The sequence below is a fragment of the Flavobacterium supellecticarium genome, assembly GCF_004801375.1.
Taxonomy (GTDB): domain Bacteria; phylum Bacteroidota; class Bacteroidia; order Flavobacteriales; family Flavobacteriaceae; genus Flavobacterium; species Flavobacterium supellecticarium.
Map to the genome: position 1 here is coordinate 936,096 of NZ_SSNZ01000001.1, position 19,931 is coordinate 956,026.

At 34.6% G+C, this 19,931-nt stretch carries 15 protein-coding genes and 1 pseudogene; 10 read left to right on the top strand and 6 right to left on the bottom strand.

The window, feature by feature from the left end:
- Positions 1-5: 5 nt before the first annotated feature.
- Both E6C50_RS04355 and E6C50_RS04360 read right to left on the bottom strand, forming a co-directional pair.
- The gene (locus tag E6C50_RS04355; RefSeq protein ID WP_136401965.1) at positions 6-4,349 is read right to left on the bottom strand and encodes a CusA/CzcA family heavy metal efflux RND transporter; all 4,344 of its coding nucleotides are present in this window, start codon (positions 4,347-4,349) and stop codon (positions 6-8) included.
- 95 nt (positions 4,350-4,444) lie between these two features.
- The gene (locus tag E6C50_RS04360; RefSeq protein ID WP_136401966.1) at positions 4,445-4,831 is read right to left on the bottom strand and encodes a hypothetical protein; all 387 of its coding nucleotides are present in this window, start codon (positions 4,829-4,831) and stop codon (positions 4,445-4,447) included.
- 370 nt (positions 4,832-5,201) lie between these two features.
- Between E6C50_RS04360 and E6C50_RS04365 the strand changes: the two genes are divergently transcribed.
- The 4 genes from E6C50_RS04365 to E6C50_RS04380 are packed head-to-tail and all read left to right on the top strand — an operon-like array spanning position 5,202 to position 7,993.
- A complete protein-coding gene (locus E6C50_RS04365; protein ID WP_136401967.1) occupies positions 5,202-5,633 on the top strand; it encodes a thioredoxin family protein in 432 nt (143 codons plus the stop codon).
- 9 nt (positions 5,634-5,642) lie between these two features.
- Positions 5,643-6,566, top strand: coding sequence for an FAD:protein FMN transferase (locus E6C50_RS04370; RefSeq protein ID WP_136401968.1), 924 nt, complete (start codon positions 5,643-5,645; stop codon positions 6,564-6,566).
- Positions 6,563-6,790 carry a DUF4266 domain-containing protein gene (locus tag E6C50_RS04375; protein WP_168732737.1) on the top strand — a complete coding sequence of 76 codons (228 nt, stop codon included), beginning with the start codon at positions 6,563-6,565 and terminating at the stop codon, positions 6,788-6,790. The genes E6C50_RS04370 and E6C50_RS04375 overlap by 4 nt, the downstream gene beginning before the upstream one ends.
- 24 nt (positions 6,791-6,814) lie before the next feature.
- Entirely contained in the window at positions 6,815-7,993 is a 1,179-nt protein-coding gene (locus E6C50_RS04380; RefSeq protein WP_136401969.1) for a DUF3570 domain-containing protein, read from the top strand.
- Between the two features lie 1,102 nt (positions 7,994-9,095).
- Here the strand turns inward: E6C50_RS04380 and E6C50_RS04385 are convergent.
- Positions 9,096-9,890 (bottom strand): SIR2 family protein, encoded by a 795-nt coding sequence (locus tag E6C50_RS04385; RefSeq protein ID WP_136401970.1) that lies wholly within the window; start codon positions 9,888-9,890, stop codon positions 9,096-9,098.
- 405 nt (positions 9,891-10,295) lie between these two features.
- On the bottom strand, positions 10,296-10,841 hold the full coding sequence (locus E6C50_RS04390) for a GIY-YIG nuclease family protein (RefSeq protein ID WP_136401971.1): 546 nt from the start codon (positions 10,839-10,841) through the stop codon (positions 10,296-10,298).
- 574 nt (positions 10,842-11,415) lie between these two features.
- Between E6C50_RS04390 and E6C50_RS04395 the strand changes: the two are divergent.
- The 6 genes and pseudogenes from E6C50_RS04395 to E6C50_RS04420 form a co-directional block, all read left to right on the top strand.
- Positions 11,416-12,495: pseudogene (locus E6C50_RS04395) on the top strand (IS256 family transposase); the annotation flags it as partial.
- Between the two features lie 128 nt (positions 12,496-12,623).
- On the top strand, positions 12,624-13,466 hold the full coding sequence (locus E6C50_RS04400; RefSeq protein ID WP_136401972.1) for a protein rep: 843 nt from the start codon (positions 12,624-12,626) through the stop codon (positions 13,464-13,466).
- An 84-nt stretch (positions 13,467-13,550) separates the two neighbouring features.
- The gene (locus tag E6C50_RS04405) at positions 13,551-14,345 is read left to right on the top strand and encodes a phospholipase D-like domain-containing protein (protein ID WP_136401973.1); all 795 of its coding nucleotides are present in this window, start codon (positions 13,551-13,553) and stop codon (positions 14,343-14,345) included.
- A gap of 3 nt (positions 14,346-14,348) precedes the next feature.
- Positions 14,349-15,710 carry a hypothetical protein gene (locus E6C50_RS04410; RefSeq protein WP_136401974.1) on the top strand — a complete coding sequence of 454 codons (1,362 nt, stop codon included), beginning with the start codon at positions 14,349-14,351 and terminating at the stop codon, positions 15,708-15,710.
- A 132-nt stretch (positions 15,711-15,842) separates the two neighbouring features.
- The gene (locus E6C50_RS04415) at positions 15,843-17,066 is read left to right on the top strand and encodes a hypothetical protein (protein WP_136401975.1); all 1,224 of its coding nucleotides are present in this window, start codon (positions 15,843-15,845) and stop codon (positions 17,064-17,066) included.
- Positions 17,054-18,196 carry a DNA methyltransferase gene (locus tag E6C50_RS04420; protein WP_136401976.1) on the top strand — a complete coding sequence of 381 codons (1,143 nt, stop codon included), beginning with the start codon at positions 17,054-17,056 and terminating at the stop codon, positions 18,194-18,196. Before E6C50_RS04415 ends, E6C50_RS04420 begins: the two co-directional genes overlap by 13 nt.
- A 5-nt stretch (positions 18,197-18,201) precedes the next feature.
- On the opposite strand, the gene E6C50_RS04425 is transcribed toward E6C50_RS04420, so the two are convergent.
- Entirely contained in the window at positions 18,202-19,665 is a 1,464-nt protein-coding gene (locus tag E6C50_RS04425; RefSeq protein WP_136401977.1) for a hypothetical protein, read from the bottom strand.
- Positions 19,665-19,877: a helix-turn-helix domain-containing protein gene (locus E6C50_RS04430; RefSeq protein ID WP_136401978.1), complete on the bottom strand. Its 213-nt coding sequence runs from the start codon at positions 19,875-19,877 to the stop codon at positions 19,665-19,667. Before E6C50_RS04430 ends, E6C50_RS04425 begins: the two co-directional genes overlap by 1 nt.
- Positions 19,878-19,931 lie beyond the last annotated feature (54 nt).

A 19,931-nucleotide genomic window follows, 5' to 3' on the forward strand; every position in this document is an offset into this window, starting at 1 on the left:
TTTTTTTAATTTGAGGTAAGGTAATTCAGTTGAATAACGGTATCGTTCAGTGTTTTTAAGGCTTCTGCATAATTATTTTGTATGCTGATAGACTGATTTAAAAGCAGTACGAAATCGAGGTAGTTAATTTCTCCATTTACGAACTGTTTTTCGGCTGTTTCTGCAATTAACAGGGCATTTTTAAGTCCGTTATTTTCAAAATACCGCACGATTTCGAGGTTACTCAGATAGGCTGCCATCAGCTTTTTATTTTGTGTTTGAAGTAGTGCAGTTGCGGCTTCATAATCGCTTTGCGCTACTGTTTCCATTATTTTCGAAGCTTTTGCTCTGTTTTTCTGTCCCTTGGTAAATAGTGGTACCGAAACTCCGGCCTGAATGGAATGGAAACGGCTTCCGGCATCGTATACCACCTCATTCGCGCCGGTACCTCTAAAACTGGTATTACTATAGCCCACCATAAATCCGGGTAGTAACCGGGCTCGTTCCAAGGCTGTTTGTCGTGCCGCTACGGTCTTGGATTGTTCCAATAATTGTAAAAAAGGATTTTCATCAACACCAACAGCCGGTATTAGTGCTGCTTTTTTATCGGTATTTTCCGGTTTATACACGGTATCCGAATTAAGCAATAACTGAAACTGTAATAATCCTATTGCTATTTCCTGTTGGATTTGTTTTAGTTGAGTGGTTATAGCCATTTTTTGGGTTTCGGCAGTTGCTTTTTCCAAAACATTACTCTCCCCTTTTTGAAGTCGGAGATTTGCTTTTTGGTAAAAATTACCATAAAGTGTATCGGCTTTCGAAAGAAGTTTTTCCTTTTCATACCAGTACTGTAACTGATAATAAAGTTGGGTAACGGCTTTTTTGACTTCATATTCTTTTAGAGAAACCCCCAGCAAACTTTGCTTCCATTCTTCCTCAAAAAGTTGTCGTTGTCTTGTATACACCGTTGGAAAAGCAAAACTCTGTGCCACTCCGAATTTGGTATCATTGTAATAACTATTAATCTGACCTACATCCACAGTAAAATCGGTTTGAGGCAAGCTGGCAGATGATTTAATCAGAGCTTCCGCATAAGTGGCTTTTAAGTGTTCACTTTTAAGAATCCGATTGTTTTTTACTGCCGTTTCCAAGGCTTTCTCAAGGGTTATTTCCGTTTGGGCCTGTAGCTGGATTCCCAGCATTAAAAAGGCTATAAGACTAAGCAATTTTAAACTTTTTATGCCCGCTTTTAATTTGATTCCCTTTTCAAATAAGATGAAAAGTATGGGTAGTACAAAAAGTGTCAGGAAGGTCGCAATTAGTAATCCTCCAATTACTACCGTCGCGAGCGGACGTTGTACTTCGGCTCCTGCGCCGTTACTTACCGCCATTGGCAAAAAGCCCAGTGAAGCTACAAATGCGGTCATTAATACCGGACGGAGTCGCAATCCGGTACCGGTTATTACAATTCGGGCTATATTTTTCATATTTGCTTTCTTTAGACGGTTAAATTCTGCAATCAAAACAATTCCATTTAATACGGCTACGCCAAAAAGGGCAATAAATCCAACGCCGGCACTGATACTAAAGGGCATTCCTCTTAAAGCAAGGAACAAAATTCCACCTATGGTCGATAATGGAATCGCCGTGTAAATAAGTAAACTCTCTTTTACAGATTTAAACGCAAAAAACAGTAATACAAAAATCAGTAGCAATGAAACCGGAACCGCTACCAGTAGACGGCTTTTCGCTTCGTTCAGGTTTTCAAACGAACCGCCATAGGTAATATAATACCCATCGGGTAACTTAATCTGTGAACTGACTTTTGTCTGGAGTTCTTCTACAATACTCTGTACATCACGACCTTTTACATTAAATCCTACAATTATACGGCGTTGTGCATTTTCCCGTTGAATCTGGTTGGGTCCATTTTTAATCTGAATATCGGCCAGTTGTACCAAAGGAATCTGTTTCCCGTTTGGAGTTGGGATCAATAAATTACGGACATCTTCGATATTTTTCCGATCACTGGTATTAAGGCGAACTACTAGGTCAAACCGTTTTTCGCCTTCAAAAACCAATCCGGAACTTTGTCCTGCAAAGGCGGTATTCACCACTTTATTGATATCGGCTATCGACAAATGATATTGGGCAATTAAAGGTCGGTTATACGAAATGATAATCTGTGGCATACCGGTAACCGGTTCAATATAAATATTTTCGGTTCCCTTTACAGTTCCGATTACTTTCCCCAATCGATTGGCCGTTTTGGCGAGTGAATCCAGATTTTCGCCAAAAATTTTTAAAACCACATCCTGTCGGGCTCCGGTCATCAACTCATTAAACCGCATTTGAACCGGAAACTGAAATCCCGCTGTTATACCGGGTACATCTTCTAATGCTTTATGCATTTTGGCCGACAATTCCGGAAAAGTATGTGCCGAAGTCCATTCACTCTTATCCTTTAGAATTACCATCATATCGCTGGCATCCATAGGCATCGGATCAGTTGGAACTTCTCCACTACCGATTTTAGTAACCACTTTAATCACTTCGGGAAACTGTGATTTCAGTATATGAGCGGCTTTTTGGGTCGTTTCTATCGTAGTCGTCAGATTACTTCCGGTTAATACACGGGTATCAACCGCAAAATCACCTTCTTCCAGCGAAGGGATAAACTCGCCTCCCAATGTTGTCAGTACCAAAATGGCAATCCCAAAAAGCCCGATTACAACTGCTAAAACAGCTTCCGGAATTCGTAAAACCTTTATTAAGTTTTTTTTATAGATGCTTTCTATACGTGCCATAACCCTATCGGACAGGTTGGCCTTGTGGTTAATTTTTTTACTTAGAAAAAAAGAACTCATCATCGGGATATAGGTGAGCGACAAAATAAATGCGCCAAGAAGTGCAAAAGCTACTGTTTGTGCCATAGGTCGAAACATCTTACCTTCGATTCCTTCCAGGGTAAAAATAGGCAGGTATACAATTAAAATGATAATTTGTCCGAATACGGCACTGTTCATCATTTTACTGGCCGATCCGATTACCGTTTTATCCATCTGCTTTCCGGACAGATTGGTAACCTTTTGAAATCGGGCGTTATGCGAAAGCTGATGCATCACCGATTCGACAATAATTACCGCCCCATCTACAATCAGTCCGAAATCCAGCGCTCCTAAACTCATCAGATTACCGCTAACACCAAAGGCGTTCATCATACAGATCGCAAAAAGCATCGATAGCGGAATTACAGAAGCCACGAGCAAACCGGCCCGGATATTTCCCAGAAAAACCACGAGTACAAAAACGACAATCAAGGCGCCCTCCAACAGATTCCGTTCGACGGTACCAATCGCATTGTTCACCATTTTAGTCCGGTCTAGAAAAGGCTCGATTACCACGCCTTTTGGTAGCGTTTTCTGGATCTGATCAATACGTTCTTTTACATTTTTTATCACCTGGCTGCTGTTGGCTCCTTTAAGCATCATAACTACCGCACCGGCTACTTCGCCCTGATCGTTATAGCACATGGCTCCAAAACGAGTTGCAAATCCGGTTTTGATATCGGCGATATCTCTTAGAAACAAAGGGGTTTCATTATTTTTACCGGCTATGGCAATATTTTCGATGTCGGTGATGGTGCCAATAAGGCCTTCACTTCGGATATACAACACGGTTGGTCCTTTTTCAATATAGGCACCTCCGGTATTTTGATTATTGGTTTCCAGCGCTGTAAAAACATCGTTTATCGTAATACCATAAGCATGTAATTTATTGGGATTAACTGCAATTTCGTACTGCTTTAATTTTCCCCCAAAACTACTGACTTCGGCGACTCCTTTTACGCCCAATAATTGTCGGCGTACAATCCAGTCCTGCAAGGTCCTTAAATTGGCAATATCATATTTTTGTTCGTATCCTTTCTCAGGACGCAACACATACTGGTAAATTTCTCCCAATCCGGTAGAAATCGGTCCCAAACCCGGTGTTCCTATCCCTTGCGGGATTTGACTTTGCACTTGTTGTAAACGTTCCGCTACCTGTTGCCGTGCCCAGTAGATATCAACATTATCTTCAAACACTATAGTCACCAAAGACAGTCCGAATCTGGAAAAGCTCCGGATATCCTTTAATCCCGAAATATTACTGTTAGCCTGTTCAATCGGAAAGGTTACCAACCGTTCAATATCAGTGGCTCCGAATGACGGTGCTGTAGTGATTACCTGAACCTGATTATTGGTAATATCCGGAACCGCATCAATGGGCAATTGTGTCGCCTGATAGCCTCCATAGCCAATCAAAGCCAATACCAATAGCCCGATGATGAGTTTATTCCTTACGGAAAACTCAATTATTTTATTTAACATAGTTCTATTTTATTAATCTGATATGTTTCGAATATTCACATAGAAATCTGCAAACACTACTATTAGTGTTTGGAAATTCTATTAACTCAAAAAAATTAACAAAACCTTGGAGGCTGCCAAATACTTGAAAGATATAAGGAAATATAATCCGGGGATTCATAAAATGCCTGTTGCTTTTCTACCCGGTTATTGTTTAGTGGATTCGTAAAAGAAATGGGTGTTGGAATAATAAAAGAGAGGCAAGCCACCACGGGATACGTTAATGCTTTAAAAGGTAGTTGCATGTCGCGGTCATAATCGGCATCATGTATATTTCCATTAGCATAATGCAGCCATAAAAAATCCCATAGTGTTATTTTAGCATTCTCATGTCGATGCTCAATATAATGCTCGACGAATATCGGTATTTTCAACAATTCCGACAATTGAGTTGTTGAAAACAGATACAAGCTGACAAATAGTATCGCTATCGTTTTTTTCATTACTATAAATGTAAGCATTTTTTAAGTTGCCTACTACGTTTCTTTCAATTCTTATTAAGACTATTTTTAAAAATAAAACACTTATACACAAAATGATACCTTCTAAAATTATTATTATTTATTCTTTGTATAAACAATTGCTTTTGATTATTTTTTGAAGTCTTGGAATCAAAAAAAATCATACCTTAGATATACTTTTATATAAAGTGCTTTTATTTTAGGTTATCATTTCATTTTTACGAATACACAACTTCAAACCAGTAATAACATAACATTCAGACAAATAGAAAAAAAGCTACTTAATTCTATAAATTGTTAACCTCTAAAAAGGGACGGTATTGTCTTCGTGTTACATATAACAACTATTCTTATGAAATTTATAGCCTTACTTCTGGTTGCATTACTCCCTACGCATTGGGAGCCGGATTTCGAACATGCTAAAAAATTAGCAAAAGAAAAAAACGAACTAATCCTATTAAACTTCTCCGGTTCGGACTGGTGTGTTCCGTGTATTGTAATGCATCGGGACTATTTTAATGACAGTGGTTTTACTGCGATGGCAGATGACAACCTGGTTATGGTTAATGCCGATTTTCCAAGAAAGAAAAAAAATACAGGTTCGCCCGATCAGATAAAACGAAATGAAGCCTTAGCAGAACGATACAACAAAGAAGGCCTTTTTCCGCTAACCTTACTTTTAAATGCAGATGGTAAAGTGATCAAAACCTGGAAAGGAAAACCGGATGTTTCGGTAGCACAATGGACACAGGAGGTAAAAAACATCTGTGATGCTCAAAAATAATCCGACTCTATGAAAACCTATTCTCAGTCGTTAAAATTAATGGGGAACAATTTTACCATATCGGTAGTAGCCGAACAGGAAGCGTTTGCCCAAACAAATATAGAAAGAGCCATTGCCGAAATAAGACGAATTGAGCAACTATTTACCACCTATAAAGATGACAGTCAAACAAACCGGATTAATAAAAATGCCGGAATCGCTCCCATAACAGTTGATCAAGAAGTGTTTGATTTAATTGAGCGAAGTATCCGCATCTCAAAAATAACGCAGGGAGCGTTTGACATTAGCTACGGGAGTATTGACACATCGTTATGGAACTTTGATAAAACCATGACCGCATTACCGTCTAAAGAAGAAGCTAAAAAGCGGGTACACCTCATCAATTATAAAAACATTATTCTGGATAAAAGCAATTATAGTGTTTTTTTAAAGGAAAAAGGAATGCGTATCGGTTTTGGTGGTATTGGTAAAGGATATGCTGCAGAACGGGCCAAAAAAATTCTTATTGAGAATAATGTAAGCAGCGGAATCATTAATGCGAGCGGCGATCTTACCACCTGGGGAAAACAACCCAATGGTAAACAATGGACTATTGGTATTGCCAATCCCGATCAGCCGACTGCTGCATTCTCCTTTATTGAAATATCGGATAAAGCGGTTGCGACTTCCGGAAATTATGAAAAGTTTATTCTGATAGACGGTAAAAAATATTCGCATACCATTGATCCAAAAACCGGGCTCCCCATTAGAGGAATCAAGAGTGTTACCATTATATGTAATAATGCCGAGCTTGCCGACGCGATGACAACCCCTATTGCGATCATGGGTATACAGGCCGGCTTGTATTTGGTGAATCAGTTACCCGATTTGTATTGTATTATAATAGACGATAACAATAAAATTTACACTTCCCAAAACATCAACCTCCAATGAAAAAAATAATGTTTCACCTGCTTTCGGTTTTATCCGGCGTACTTGTATTTGCAACGGCCTCCTGTACTTCGGTAAAAGAATATCAGAAAGGAAAAATAAACGATTCCGAAATGATCCTTTCCAATCGAAAAATAGAAAAAACCGAATTAAGTTTTCAATCCTATCGCGAAGGTTCCTCCGGGGCTAACTCGGGTAAAAGTGGTGGCGGCTGCGGTTGTAACTGATCTTCAACCTTTAAAAGTTAACAGATGAAAAGAATATTTATCACAGGTTTCGCCTTGTTGGGATTACTACGCGCTCAAGCACAGACACCTTCCGATTCGACGGACTATAAAAGCACCAAATTAAAGGTAGACGAAATTAATCTGGTATCCAGTTACTACCGGCAGGATGGTAATAATTCGGCCGTTACAGGAGGTATTGGGACAGAAAAGCTAACCGATGTATCCAACACCATTGATGTAAAACTCATTCGGTACAGTAAATCGGGGAAAAAGCACACGCTTGATGTAGAAGCCGGGATCGATTATTACACCTCTGCTTCATCGGATATGATTGATCTTCAAGCCAATTCATCTGCTTCCTCATCAGATATTCGTTTTTATCCCTCTTTTAATTACAGTATCGAAAATGAAGAAAAAGGCAACACCCTTGGCTTTGGTTTGTCCTCTTCATCGGAATTCGATTATCAATCGTTTGGAGGCAATGTGAGCTATTCCCAAAAAACAAAAGACAAAAGTGGTGAATTTACAGCCAAATTTCAGGCTTATCTGGATCAGGTAAAGTTAATTGAACCCATCGAGCTGCGAACAAACGGAAATCATTACGGTTCGGCTTCGCGGAATACCTTTGCCGGTTCCCTTAGTTATTCTCAAATTATAAATAAGAATCTTCAAATTGTCTTTTTAGCTGATATTATCACGCAAAACGGCTTTTTAAGTCTCCCGTTTCACCGGGTTTATTTTACGGATGGATCAGTGCATCAGGAAAACTTACCCGGCAACCGGTTAAAAATTCCCTTGGGCGTGAGAACCAGTTATTTTTTGGGGGATAATATCATTATCCGGGCCTATTATCGTTATTATACCGACGACTGGGATATTAAATCCCATACAGCCGATATTGAGGTTCCGGTAAAAATATCGCCTTTCTTTTCGTTAAGTCCGTTCTACAGGTTTTACACACAAAGTGCCGCTAAATATTTTAAACCCTATGAAGCGCATACAGGTACCGACGATTACTATACCAGCAACTACGATCTTTCGAAGTTTGACAGTAATTTCTTCGGAATCGGAATGAAGTTTACTCCAATTAAAGGCCTATTCGGAATTAAACATTTTAATACAATCGAAATACGTTATGGTCATTATTCCAGAACAACAGCACTAAATGCCGACATTGTGAGTATTAATCTGAAATACAAATAAACCTGGATAGAGCTAAAAGAATAGCAATCCGTGAGAAGTGATAAAGAAGCCGAAAAAATAAAGAATAGGCGTAACAATGAACTGTTGTGATCATCACAAAGAAAGCGAATCATCAAGCTGACATAAAAAATGCCAACATGGGCAACACGACCTATGACAAAAATCAGCGGAATCGCGAGGGAACAGCTTTCAAAGTACCACAAAGTTTCTGTTTTTACACGAGAAGAAAATCCCTGTTCAGCTTGTTCTGCTATTTGTAAACAAAAAGTAAGCGAAAAACTAACGCTATATTTAGTTAACAATCCACAGGGCACGGACGGTTATATATAGACAGAAACAAATAAACGGTAACATTAGGTTCAATATATATAGGTATGAAAGAACAGAGCAGGCATGCCTTTTTTGGTCGCTTTAAGCAGATAGGATTCGACATCGACACAGGAAAAAACTCTCCAGACGACATCTCAAAAGCTTTAAAAACACTTAAAACCAGTCGAGTGGACACTTCGAAGCGAAAGATGTGGCCACTTTTGGGATATTCCCCACATTAATCAAAGTGAGATTTGAATTTACAAAAGCAATAAAAAGCACAATATTTAATTGACTATCAGTCAATCATTTGGCTATATTTTGCTATTGCGGTTCCAGAGCATTTGAGCAACAAAAAAACCGTTGCAAATTTATTATTTACAACGGATTACATTATAAAGCGGGCTGAGAGGTGTCACAATCGAACATCTGATGCCGCTTTTGTTGTATTTTAATAAGGTCAGATTATATATATGACCGTATTGTTTAATATTATTATGGCTTACTTATTTATAACGTTCAGTTCAACTACGTAGGAGCGTCAGAACGGGCTGAATAATATTCTTCGTGAAAACCAAACGTTCAACTCACGAAAAACCAGCTCTTGCTTAGTTGCGCTGTTAGCTGTAGCACTTTATACGTAAATTAGTTTTAAAATGTTTGAAATATCAAACCCATCATTTTTTAGCATTTCAACTTGTTCATCGTTTAGGTTAACTTTTACAAGAACTTTTACTTTTACATTACCTTGACTATTTATAGGTGGTTTTACATAATAGTTTTTTGTAATTGGTTATAATTCTATCTCTAAGTTTTGTGGTTTAAAACATCGAATAGTGATATCAGATCTTGGGAGTAGTAATATTTTTACTCTTTTTCGAATTTTTTGATAATCCGGATTGATGATTATTACTTCTCGGATTGTTTTACCTTTTGTGAATGCACCGCTTAATAATAAGTTTAATTCAGCATCTAAAGGATCAAGAGAGATGCCATAAAGGATAATAACGTTAGCCTCTGACATGAACTGAGCAGTTATAAAATGGTCGTAACCTACTTCATAATTTTCCTCATCACTGCGATAGTTTTCCATTGAGGTTTCAGAGGGAAGGTAAATATCTTTGTATGCTTCTATGCTTCCATGAATATGAAAGACTTTCGTACTTTCGATATCCATATACTTTTCTTTTACCCAACGATCTGCTTCAACATCTATTACTGTATCCCAGTTTGTTGAAACGAAACCAAATAAATTATTAGGATTGCATAAAACAAATTTGTTCAGCATAGTAGTAAACTCTTTTCTAGGCTTTAGTATACCGGAATTTTGTGCTTGTTTAAGCTCTTCACAAATAACTTCCTTCATCAACCGGACTGATTCCTGTTCTTCTTTTAATTGGATTGCACTCTTAGGCGATTTAGAATATAGTCTCAAAGCACAAATAGATTTGGCTAATAAAAAGTTGACACTGTCCGAATCCGTTTCATTACCATAATTGATTTTAAAGATATTTAGCAAAGGAGTCCATGCATTTTCAACTGCTCCGGCACCAACTAAGATTGCTATTTTATTTTTATTATTTGTCATTACTAAAAAACAATTCGTGTAACTCAATTAAAAAATCAAATATAAGCATGTTTAAGCTAGGGTATGTATAATCTGTAATTATTAAGGCTTATATATTTGAACTCGATAGTTTACATTTATAATACGTACCTACCGTGAAGACAAGAAAAAAGCCCTGATAAAGTATTATCAGGGCTTTTTTCTTGTCGCATACAATCGAACACCTGATGCCGCTTTTGTTGTATTTTAATAAGGTTGGATGAGGATATATATGTGTCTGTATTGTTTACTTAATTATTTATAACGTGCTGCAACTTGGCATAATAACGGCAAGCTAAGGATAAATCTAATAAGAAATTGTAATGTTCAGAGTATTTTCCAAGAAAGATAAACGGGCTATAACGCAAAACTGCTGCTAACTACTGGTCATTGTCTTCCTATTATTGGATTAATTTTATTCCGCAACGTTTTCTCAAATACAGGCATTACCCAATCATAATTTTCAGGTGAAACTTTTATAGCACTTAAACGGAAAGTATAGTTTCTCATATTATCCCTTGCATTGAGCTTTAATGCAAATGTTGGTTTACCAAGTTCTTTGTAAATATGCTGATGAATTCTTCCGCCAATTTGTTTAGATTTTCCAATATAAATCGGAATCCAATCTTTAAGTTCCGAATGTTTAGCTATTCTAACTTTTCTTAGATTTGAAACGAAATGAGTTTTGTATTTAGTATCTTCCCATTCATTTCGAAAATTATTAACCCAGCTTGTGAAATCATCGAATTTAGCATCATTCTTGATTTCTATTTGATAAACACCTGAATAGACAATACTATTCCATGGAATTGTTGTAGCACAATTTTCAAGATTGAATTCGCAAATTTTTTCAAAATCTAAGGAATTTGCTAGAGAAGTTAATTCTGAGTTAAGTTCTCTTAACTTAACATTTATTAGTTCTAATTGATTCATACGTTCAGGTTTGGTGACTTGTTGCTAACATTGTTTTATACGAAAATTTCCCCTTTTTCATTTCGTAAAAACTATATAGCTGTATTTTGTAAATCCACAAGAAAGCAATTTATACAGAACAAAGCAATACGTGTTTTTACCTATTTTATAGACTACTAAATTTTAACGTAGTATACTAGAATTCGTAATAAAAATAGAAGGGAATAGCTTTATTTACGTAAGAAGAATAATGTAAATAGATATAATAAAAATTCTTTTAGCCCGAAAGATGTCACAATCGAACACCTGGTGCCGCTTTTGTTGTATTTTAACAAGATTGGGGATGATATGACTATATTGTTTAGTATTATTAAGGCTTAATTATTTATAACGTTCCGCGGCTATGCGACATAGCGGAGATAATGATAAATGTAATAAAAAATTGATGTTCATTGTATTTTCTAAAAAAGATAAACGAGCCATGGCGCGAAACTGCTTTTAGCTGGTAGTGTTTCACTAACCGTGTAAGTATAAAAATAATGGGGTTTTAAAACCCCATTATTTTTATGTTTAATTTTAAATGTTACACAGTCTTATGAAAAAAGAAGATTTATTATCGGAAGAGTTTTTAAAACAGTTTAAAACTGGAGAAGACCTAAATGGCTTTCTTGCCCAACTACAAAAGCGTGGATTGGAAGCTATTCTTAATCGGGAATTGGATTCTCATTTAGGGTATGATAAACATGAGAAATCCCCCTGTTCGAATTCTCGTAATGGTTTTTCCAAAAAGAAAATAAAAACCTCTTTTGGTGAATCAGAACTTCAGGTTCCCAGAGACAGAGAAGCTTCTTTCAATCCCATGATAATCCCTAAAAGGCAAAGTATGGCTGACGGATTGGAAAATGTCATCATATCGCTTTATGCCAAAGGAATGAGTGTTAGCGATATTGAAGAACAGATAAGGGAAGTGTACAATTTTGAGGTATCTACCTCTACTATATCAAGGATTACAGAATCGGTATCCAATGACATTGTTGCTTGGCAAAACCGTCCATTAGAACCTGTTTATTTAATAGTTTGGATGGATGGTATCGTATTTAAAGTTCGTGAAAGCTCTAAGGTCATCAACAAGACCATTTATCTGGCTGTAGGCCTAAATAGAGACGGTAAAAAGGAAGTTCTTGGTATGTGGTTAGGCAAGAATGAAAGTGCCAGTTTTTGGTTGGGAGTATTAACGGATTTAAAAGCCCGAGGTGTGGAAGATATTCTCATTACTGCAACTGATAACCTCAATGGCTTTACACAAACCATTAAAAACGTATTCCCGGAATCGCAAACACAAATCTGTGTTGTACATCAAATCCGGAACTCAGCCCGTTATGTAGTCTGGAAAGATAAAAAGGAGTTTTCTAAAGATATGAAACAGATTTATGATGCGCCAACCAAACAAGCTGCAAAAGGAGCTTTGGAAGATTTTGCCAGCAAATGGAATCATAAATATCCTTATGCTGTTAAATCCTGGGAAGAAAACGGGGAGGAACTTACCGTCTTTTTTGACTTCCCGATTGAAATCAGAAAAATCATTTACACCACAAATCTAATTGAAAATCTTAATGGAAAAATTAGAAAATATACCAAAAACAAATTGTCATTCCCTACGGATGAAGCCGTTTTAATACATTAGGACAAAACGGGACAAATAAAACGGGACAAAAACCTGTTTTTATTTCAGGAAATGGCTCTGACCTCAGCAATGATGAGGTTTTGAGAGCAAGGGCAAAACGAAAATTTATCACTCAAAGTATGATGCTAAGCCTAATGGATGTAGCAAAAGAAAAAGGTGATAACGAAAAACAGAAAAGCTATTGGAACAGTTACTATTGCCAAAATCGAGTAACAAGTGTTGATGGTCGTTTGTATGGTAACTACTGTAAAAACAGATTTTGTACTCTTTGTTGCAGCATTAGGAAAGCTGAAATTATAAATAAATATTATCCGATTATTGAGCAATGGGAAACACCTTATTTCGTAACACTAACTATCAAAGCCTGTTCTGCTAATAGACTAAGGATAATGATTAAAAAAGTTATGCAGGGATTTCAAAGAATAAAGGACAGACACAAAAAGAACTATCTGAGAGGAAAAGGAATCAAACTAATTGGAGTTAAATCGCTGGAGTGCAATTTCAATCCGACAAAAAAGACTTATAATCCTCATCTACATTTGATAGTTGCCAACAAGGAAATGGCTGAAATATTAATTCAGAATTGGCTAAAATTATGGACACCAAAATTTGCCCAAAGACAGGCTCAGGATATGAGGGAAATTTTCAACGCTGAAACAGGATTGATAGAGATTATTAAGTATGGAAGCAAAATATTTACTGAACCGGATATGAAGAAAAAAGGCGATAATGCTTCTTATCAAATCTATGTTTCGGCTTTAGATAATATTCTAACTGCTATGAAAGGAATCCGAATTTTTGAACGTTTCGGATTCAATAATGAAAAGAGGGAAGAAATCATAATTAAAGAACCTCAACAGGTTGTAAAATATGAAGAATGGGAATTTAATCCACATCTCTTTGATTGGCAAAATACAGCCACAGCTATATTATCAAATTGCATGGACATTATTTCGCAATAAAATAGAACTACTTAAACATGATATATGAACATCGTTTAATATATTTATATTTTTAACCCTAATACTTGAATTATTAATAATCAGATGATAAAAGCATCATTTATAGATATAAAGCGGAAAATCGAACAAAGTATTTATTCATCCAAGTCATCAATTCTGATATCGGTTGCTTGGTTTACAAATAAAGATTTACTCGGACAGCTAACTGATAAATTAGAAAGTGGTTGCAAAATAGAAATAATAATAAGCGATCATATAGAGAATAGAAGATTGAACTTTAATAATTTTATAAGTAAGGGAGGGAAAGTGTATGTTTTGCCAACTTTTAGTGGAAAGTTTCTACATGATAAATTTGCAATTTTTGATGAAAATAAGTTAATAGCTGGTTCATACAATTGGACATATTCTGCTGAATATTACAATCACGAATTTATTATCGAGAGTGATGAAGTCCAACTTGTTAAACAATTTATTTTCCGCTTTTCTAAACTAAGAAAGATAGTCATCAACTATGACAAACAAGTAATGATAAGTCAAGATGCCATTATTGATAAAACCAAAGAGGACGAATTCATACTTTTGGAAACAGAATTACATGATGAATTAATTGCTTCAATCGATAAATCAATCGACGCAGGAGCAAAAATACATAAGCCCACTATATTAAATCAAATATATAGTTATGGTTCGATAGGAGCAGCTAATCGCCTCATAAATGAAGGTACTGAAAAACTGCATTCAGGATTGATTAAAATGTTTGAAATAAATAGATTGGATCTCACAATTGAAAGCATAATCCTGAAGGAAAAATTTAAAGTGTTATTCAGTGAAGAAATTTTGTTAAAAGCTCGACAGCGTTTGGAAAAACTTAAAAATTAAATTATGCATATTATAGATCCAAAGGATATCAATATTCCTAATTATGAAGACCAAGATTTGAAATCAACCTTAGAATGGTTTCTTTCATTTATGAGTGAAGCACATTGGATGAATAGAAAAAAGAAGATTGAGGATTTTCTCCGATTCAAGCCTAAATCAGATACAGCACCTTTATCTCAAATGCAATTTCTGTCTGTAAAAGATGATAGGATTGGATGGTATTTATACCTTGTGGATTCCTTATTGAATGATATTGTAAAGTATGAGCCCATTCAAGGTGCTCGAATTGTTCCAATTTTTAAACGATTTGGGATTGATTTGGAATTACTAAAAAGAATAGAAGGAGTTGAAGATAAAATTAAAAAGCTTTTAAAAAAAGAGAAAGCCCAGGCAGATGCAATTTTGTTTGAACTCTTAACTGCTTTAATTTGGGCAAAAAATAGTTGGGAAGTAAAGTTTTTGCCTGAAGCCAATACTAAAACACCCGATATATTTGCTCAAAAAGGAGATGACTACTGGTATGTTGAATGCAAAAGACTATCTCAGAATTCTGAATATAGTATAAAAGAAAGAGAGAAATGGTTAAAAATGCTAAACACTATCAAATCAGAATTGGTATTTAATAATATCCTATTAGAAGTCGTTTTCCATGTTGAGTTAAACACCTTAAGTGATAATTTTTTATTTGAACAATTATCCGGAAAATTATCTGAAATGGCTACTTCTTCAAAAGATATATCTAATGAAATTTGGGATGTTAGAGTTTCGTTTGTCAATATTGAAGCTATTAATCAACATTTAAAAAATTATTATGTTAAAAATGGTTCTAATCAATTAAAATATTTGATAGGTGGAAAAAAATCTGATACGGGCTTCTCAGCAGGAATAGATGGTAAACTGTTTTCAATTGGAGAAAATCTGTGGGTGAATTTATATATTGATAGTATAAGTCATGCTTTTGGTGTGAGTTGGAAATGTGATGCGTCATCTTCGATTGAAACTAAGGCGAGAAGTATTTGGAATCAAGTAAAATCTGCGACAGATCAATTTCCAATTGGAAGTAAGGCAGCAATACATGTAGGATTGGAAACTCTTGACGGAACAGAAGTAGAACAAGTTAGATTTGAGAAAATCAGAAATTCGATGATGTCTTTTGATATTAAAGATAAAAATGTAAAAGTTTTGTATTGTCATTTTTTTCAATCTTATGCTCCAGTTGATCAGATTTATGTAATTGATGAAACTATCAGTAGATTTTTTGCAGAAACTCCACTACGAAACTATCCATTAGAACATGATTTTCTAATTGTACCTCGTGAAGATGTTACGGCGCAAGATTTTCATTGGCTAAGAGAACATCCTTAGTATTGTAATAGCTTTTGTAGGCTATATCTTTTTCATATAAGCTGTTAAAAACTGTTGGTTAAATTGTTTGGTTAACCGTTTGCTTTTCCTTTCCTTTGTTCATATATTCGCATACTATAATTAGCATAAAAAGTGAAGGAAAATTCAAATTTAAAACGTGATGTAACGTTCATCGATTCAAAAATATCTTCAATTCAAAGATGGTTTCCCTATTTAGAAGGTTTTGCTGAAGACTTTGTTACAAATTCTATTAATCATCTAAATATTAAACCTAAATATATTTACGAACCGTTCTCAGGAAGTGGAACGGTTCCGATATATGCTTTAAAAGAGAAAATAAGATGTCATTACGATGAGGTAAATCCTTTTATGGTTTCGCTTACTGAGACAAAGCGATCAGTATTATCCCTAAATAAAAAAGATAAAGAAAGACTTATAATAAATCTTAAAGAAATTTTAGTAGAATATAAAGCTAAAATCGAAATGTCTCAGCCTTGTAATGATTTGGATGAAACTTATAAAAATACTTTTTCTCCAAGTATATATTTTCATGAATCTACTTATCAAGACGTTTTAAAATCAAAAACATTTCTCAATAAATATAAAGGGTTAGAGTTTGAACTTTTAAATATTGCTATGTGTGAGGCACTTCTCCCATCTTCTCTTTTAAAAAGAGCTGGAGACATCCGATTTAGAAGAACTCCGAATGAAATAAAGCAAATCACTAATTTTATAGATAGAACAAAAAAAAATCTCAACAATATAATTGAAGATATAGAGAGCATCTTTGAGTTTGAAACTGATTTTGAAAGTATTGACTTTTCATATAATTCGAAACATTTCAAAAATGATTTAGAAGGCAAAATTGATTTTACTTTTACAAGCCCTCCATATTTAAATGGTACGAATTACATCAGGAATACTAAACTTGAGTTATGGTTTACCGGCAGGCTAAAATCCAAAAAGGATTTGATTTTTTTCAGACAGGAAGTAGTTACAGCGGGAATCAATGATGTTACAACTATAAAAAAAGAGATGATAATTCCGTTTATTGAGGAATCGTTGAATGATAAATCCTTATGGTATGATAGAAGAATACCAAAAATGGTGAGAGATTATTTCTTTGACATGAAAATTGTTTTTGAAAATATATATAAGTACACAGTAAAAGGAGGTTACTTTTGCATTGATATTGGAGATTCTATTTATGGTGGAATTCATATACCAACAGATAAAATTTTTATCGAAATCCTGAAAGAATTAAAATTTAGTATTGAGGAAGTAATCATACTTAGAGAAAGAAAATCAAAAGATGGTTCGCCATTAGAACAAATATTAATTGTATGCAAAAAGTAAGTAATCCAACTATTGAAAGTGAGTTTGATAGATTTTTAATTGAATTGCCTTTCAAAGAATTTCCTTATTCTAAAAGGAATTGGGGAGATCCGCTTCATTCATTGTGTTCATTTTCAGGTAAATTGAAACCATCTTTAGCTCATCACTTAATTAATAAATTTACTTCGGAAGGAGAAAAAGTATTTGATTTTTTTAGCGGTTCAGGAACCGTTCCTTTCGAAGCGTCATTGCAATCAAGGATTTCTTTTGGATTAGATATTAACCCTATTGCAGTAGCAATATCAAAAGGTAAGGTAGGGATTCCAAATGAGGTAGATTGCATGAATATCCTTTTAGACTTAAGAAATCATATTGATAACTTCATTCTTCAACCAACTGTCATTGAAAAAGCAGGAGCTTTTGGATTCAATAAAACTTTAATAGAATACTATCATGAAAATACATTCGCAGAAATTTTAAAAGCGAGAGATTTTTTTCTAAATTATCCTAATAAAAATGACTCCTATTATTTGATTTTAGGCTCGTTATTACATATTCTTCATGGGAATAGACCTTATGCCTTAAGCCGAAAAAGTCATCCAATAACACCTTATGCTCCGACTGGAGAATATGAATATAAAAGTCTACATGAAAAGCTTTCAGATAAAGTATTTAAGGGATTGAAAACAAACAAGAGTGAAGGTTTTAATAGAGGTAATATCTATCAAGGAGACATTATGAAAAACTGGAATGAAGATATTAAAGATGTTAATGCAATCATTTCCAGCCCGCCTTTTTTTGAATCTACAAAATTCTATCTCACTAATTGGATTAGAAGTTGGTTTATGGGTTGGGAGAATGAAGATTTTGAATTAGAAAAAGAAGCCTTTATTGAAACTAAACAGAAAAAGAGTTTCGAATTATATAATGAAATTTTTGTTCAAGCAAAAGATAGATTAACAAATAATGGGATTATGATTTTGCATTTAGGTAAAAGTGATAAAAAGGATATGGGCGAAATTATTCTACCCATTGCAAAAAAATATTTCCAAACTGCTAAATTATATAATGAAGATGTTTCTATGGTTGAAAATCATGGTATGACCGATAAAGGTTCTGTCAATGTACATCAATACATTTTAGCTCATTAGACTTATTATTTGCCTTCTTTTTTAGCCTTTCCGTATTCCTCTAAAATGTCATATTTATTAGGGGAATTATTTGTGGCTTTTTGAACTGAATGCAGAATAGAGTTGGCGGCAACTTTTCCATCTCTGTCCTTTTGATATTCAGGATGAGTGAGGAAATCTTCAATAAACCAAATTACATTTTCTTTTAGTTTGATAAGCGCTTTCTCGTTCGGCATTCTTGACGAAATTACCGCTAATGGAATTTCTGTAATTTCAGAAAGTTTTTTTAACTTTTCTTCATCGTAAAAATCTACTGGAAAGATGTCACTTTTAGCCAAATTACATGAATCACAAAGACAAGTAGCTGTTTCGTCTAATGGATAAAGATGGGAAAGCGGCATTGTGTGATCCAAATGCATTTCGTTGATGATGGCTATTGGATTATTACAATTAAAACACTTCTTGTCAAACTTTTCATAAATAAATTTATCAAATTCTTTCCCAGTATTTATTCTAAAATCATGATAAATTGAATTTAAACCAAGTAGTTTACGACATAAAAGTTCAAAAGCCCTCCGTCTTAGGGAATCCTCTCTATGTTGACTGGATGATCTTAAGTGATTGAGGGCTGCATTAACAAAAAACTTTTTACAAGCTTTACATTCGAGCTGATGCCCAAAATAGCATTTAATCATCTCATGTTTGTATGCATAGGCTTTATCGAATTCTTCTTCAAATTTTTTTTCAATTGTATCCTTATCGGCTGAGGTTAACACAACTTCATATATTGAAAAACCATTATGAGTACATGGTGCTTTTGTTGTACAATGGTTTGAAAACGCTAACTGTTGACGTTGATTAAAAGGATTTACAGGTAAATATCTTTGACATCTATTGCAAGACTTGGTTATAATCAAATCGCCATTAACAGAACCATCTATTTCATAATTCTCGTTAAAATAAAATTGTTCAGGAAAACAAATTCTTTTTTTACTATTAGAATAATGATAATATGCTTCTTCACTAACTATGAATTCTTCTTTTGAAATAAATCCAAAAGCAAAATGAGTATAGTGTATTGTAGTAGGCTCTACCACTTTGAATTCTATTTTTGCAACAGCATTATTAAATTTGATGGCTAAATCTAACTCAAAGTCATTACCTATTGCTTCAAATCTATTTCCTTGTAGTATATAGCTACTTTTAGTGGTATTTTCATTAATAGTAATTGATAAATTAATCTCAACATCTTTATCAGAAATAAAATAACCTCCAATAGCAGCAATTGCAATATCCTTATTAAATAATCCGATAGCTTCAGAACTTGGTATTAAAAATTCAAATTCTTTAGCTGAATCAATAGAGAGCTTTTTTGTATATATTATTTCACTTTCACTCCCAGTTAATTCTCCGCCAACTTTATTTCCGGAGATGTTTTTTGTCGTTCTCCTAACTGGAGTGCTAAAACCAAAACTTTGTTTCTTCTCCATTATAACAAATTCTTAATGTCAGTTTCTAAGGCATTAGCAATTTTTTCGATATTAATCAGGGTGATGTTTTTTTCGGCTCTTTCAATCATGCCTATATAAGTTCTATGAACATCGGCAAGATGAGCTAATTGTTCTTGAGAAATTCCTTTGCTAATTCTTAGCTTCCTTACATTTTCTCCGAACTTTAGTAGTATTTGTGATTTTTCGTTCATTGCTAATTGTGGTATTCAAAACTAATTCTATATTAAAGCATTATCAACATACTA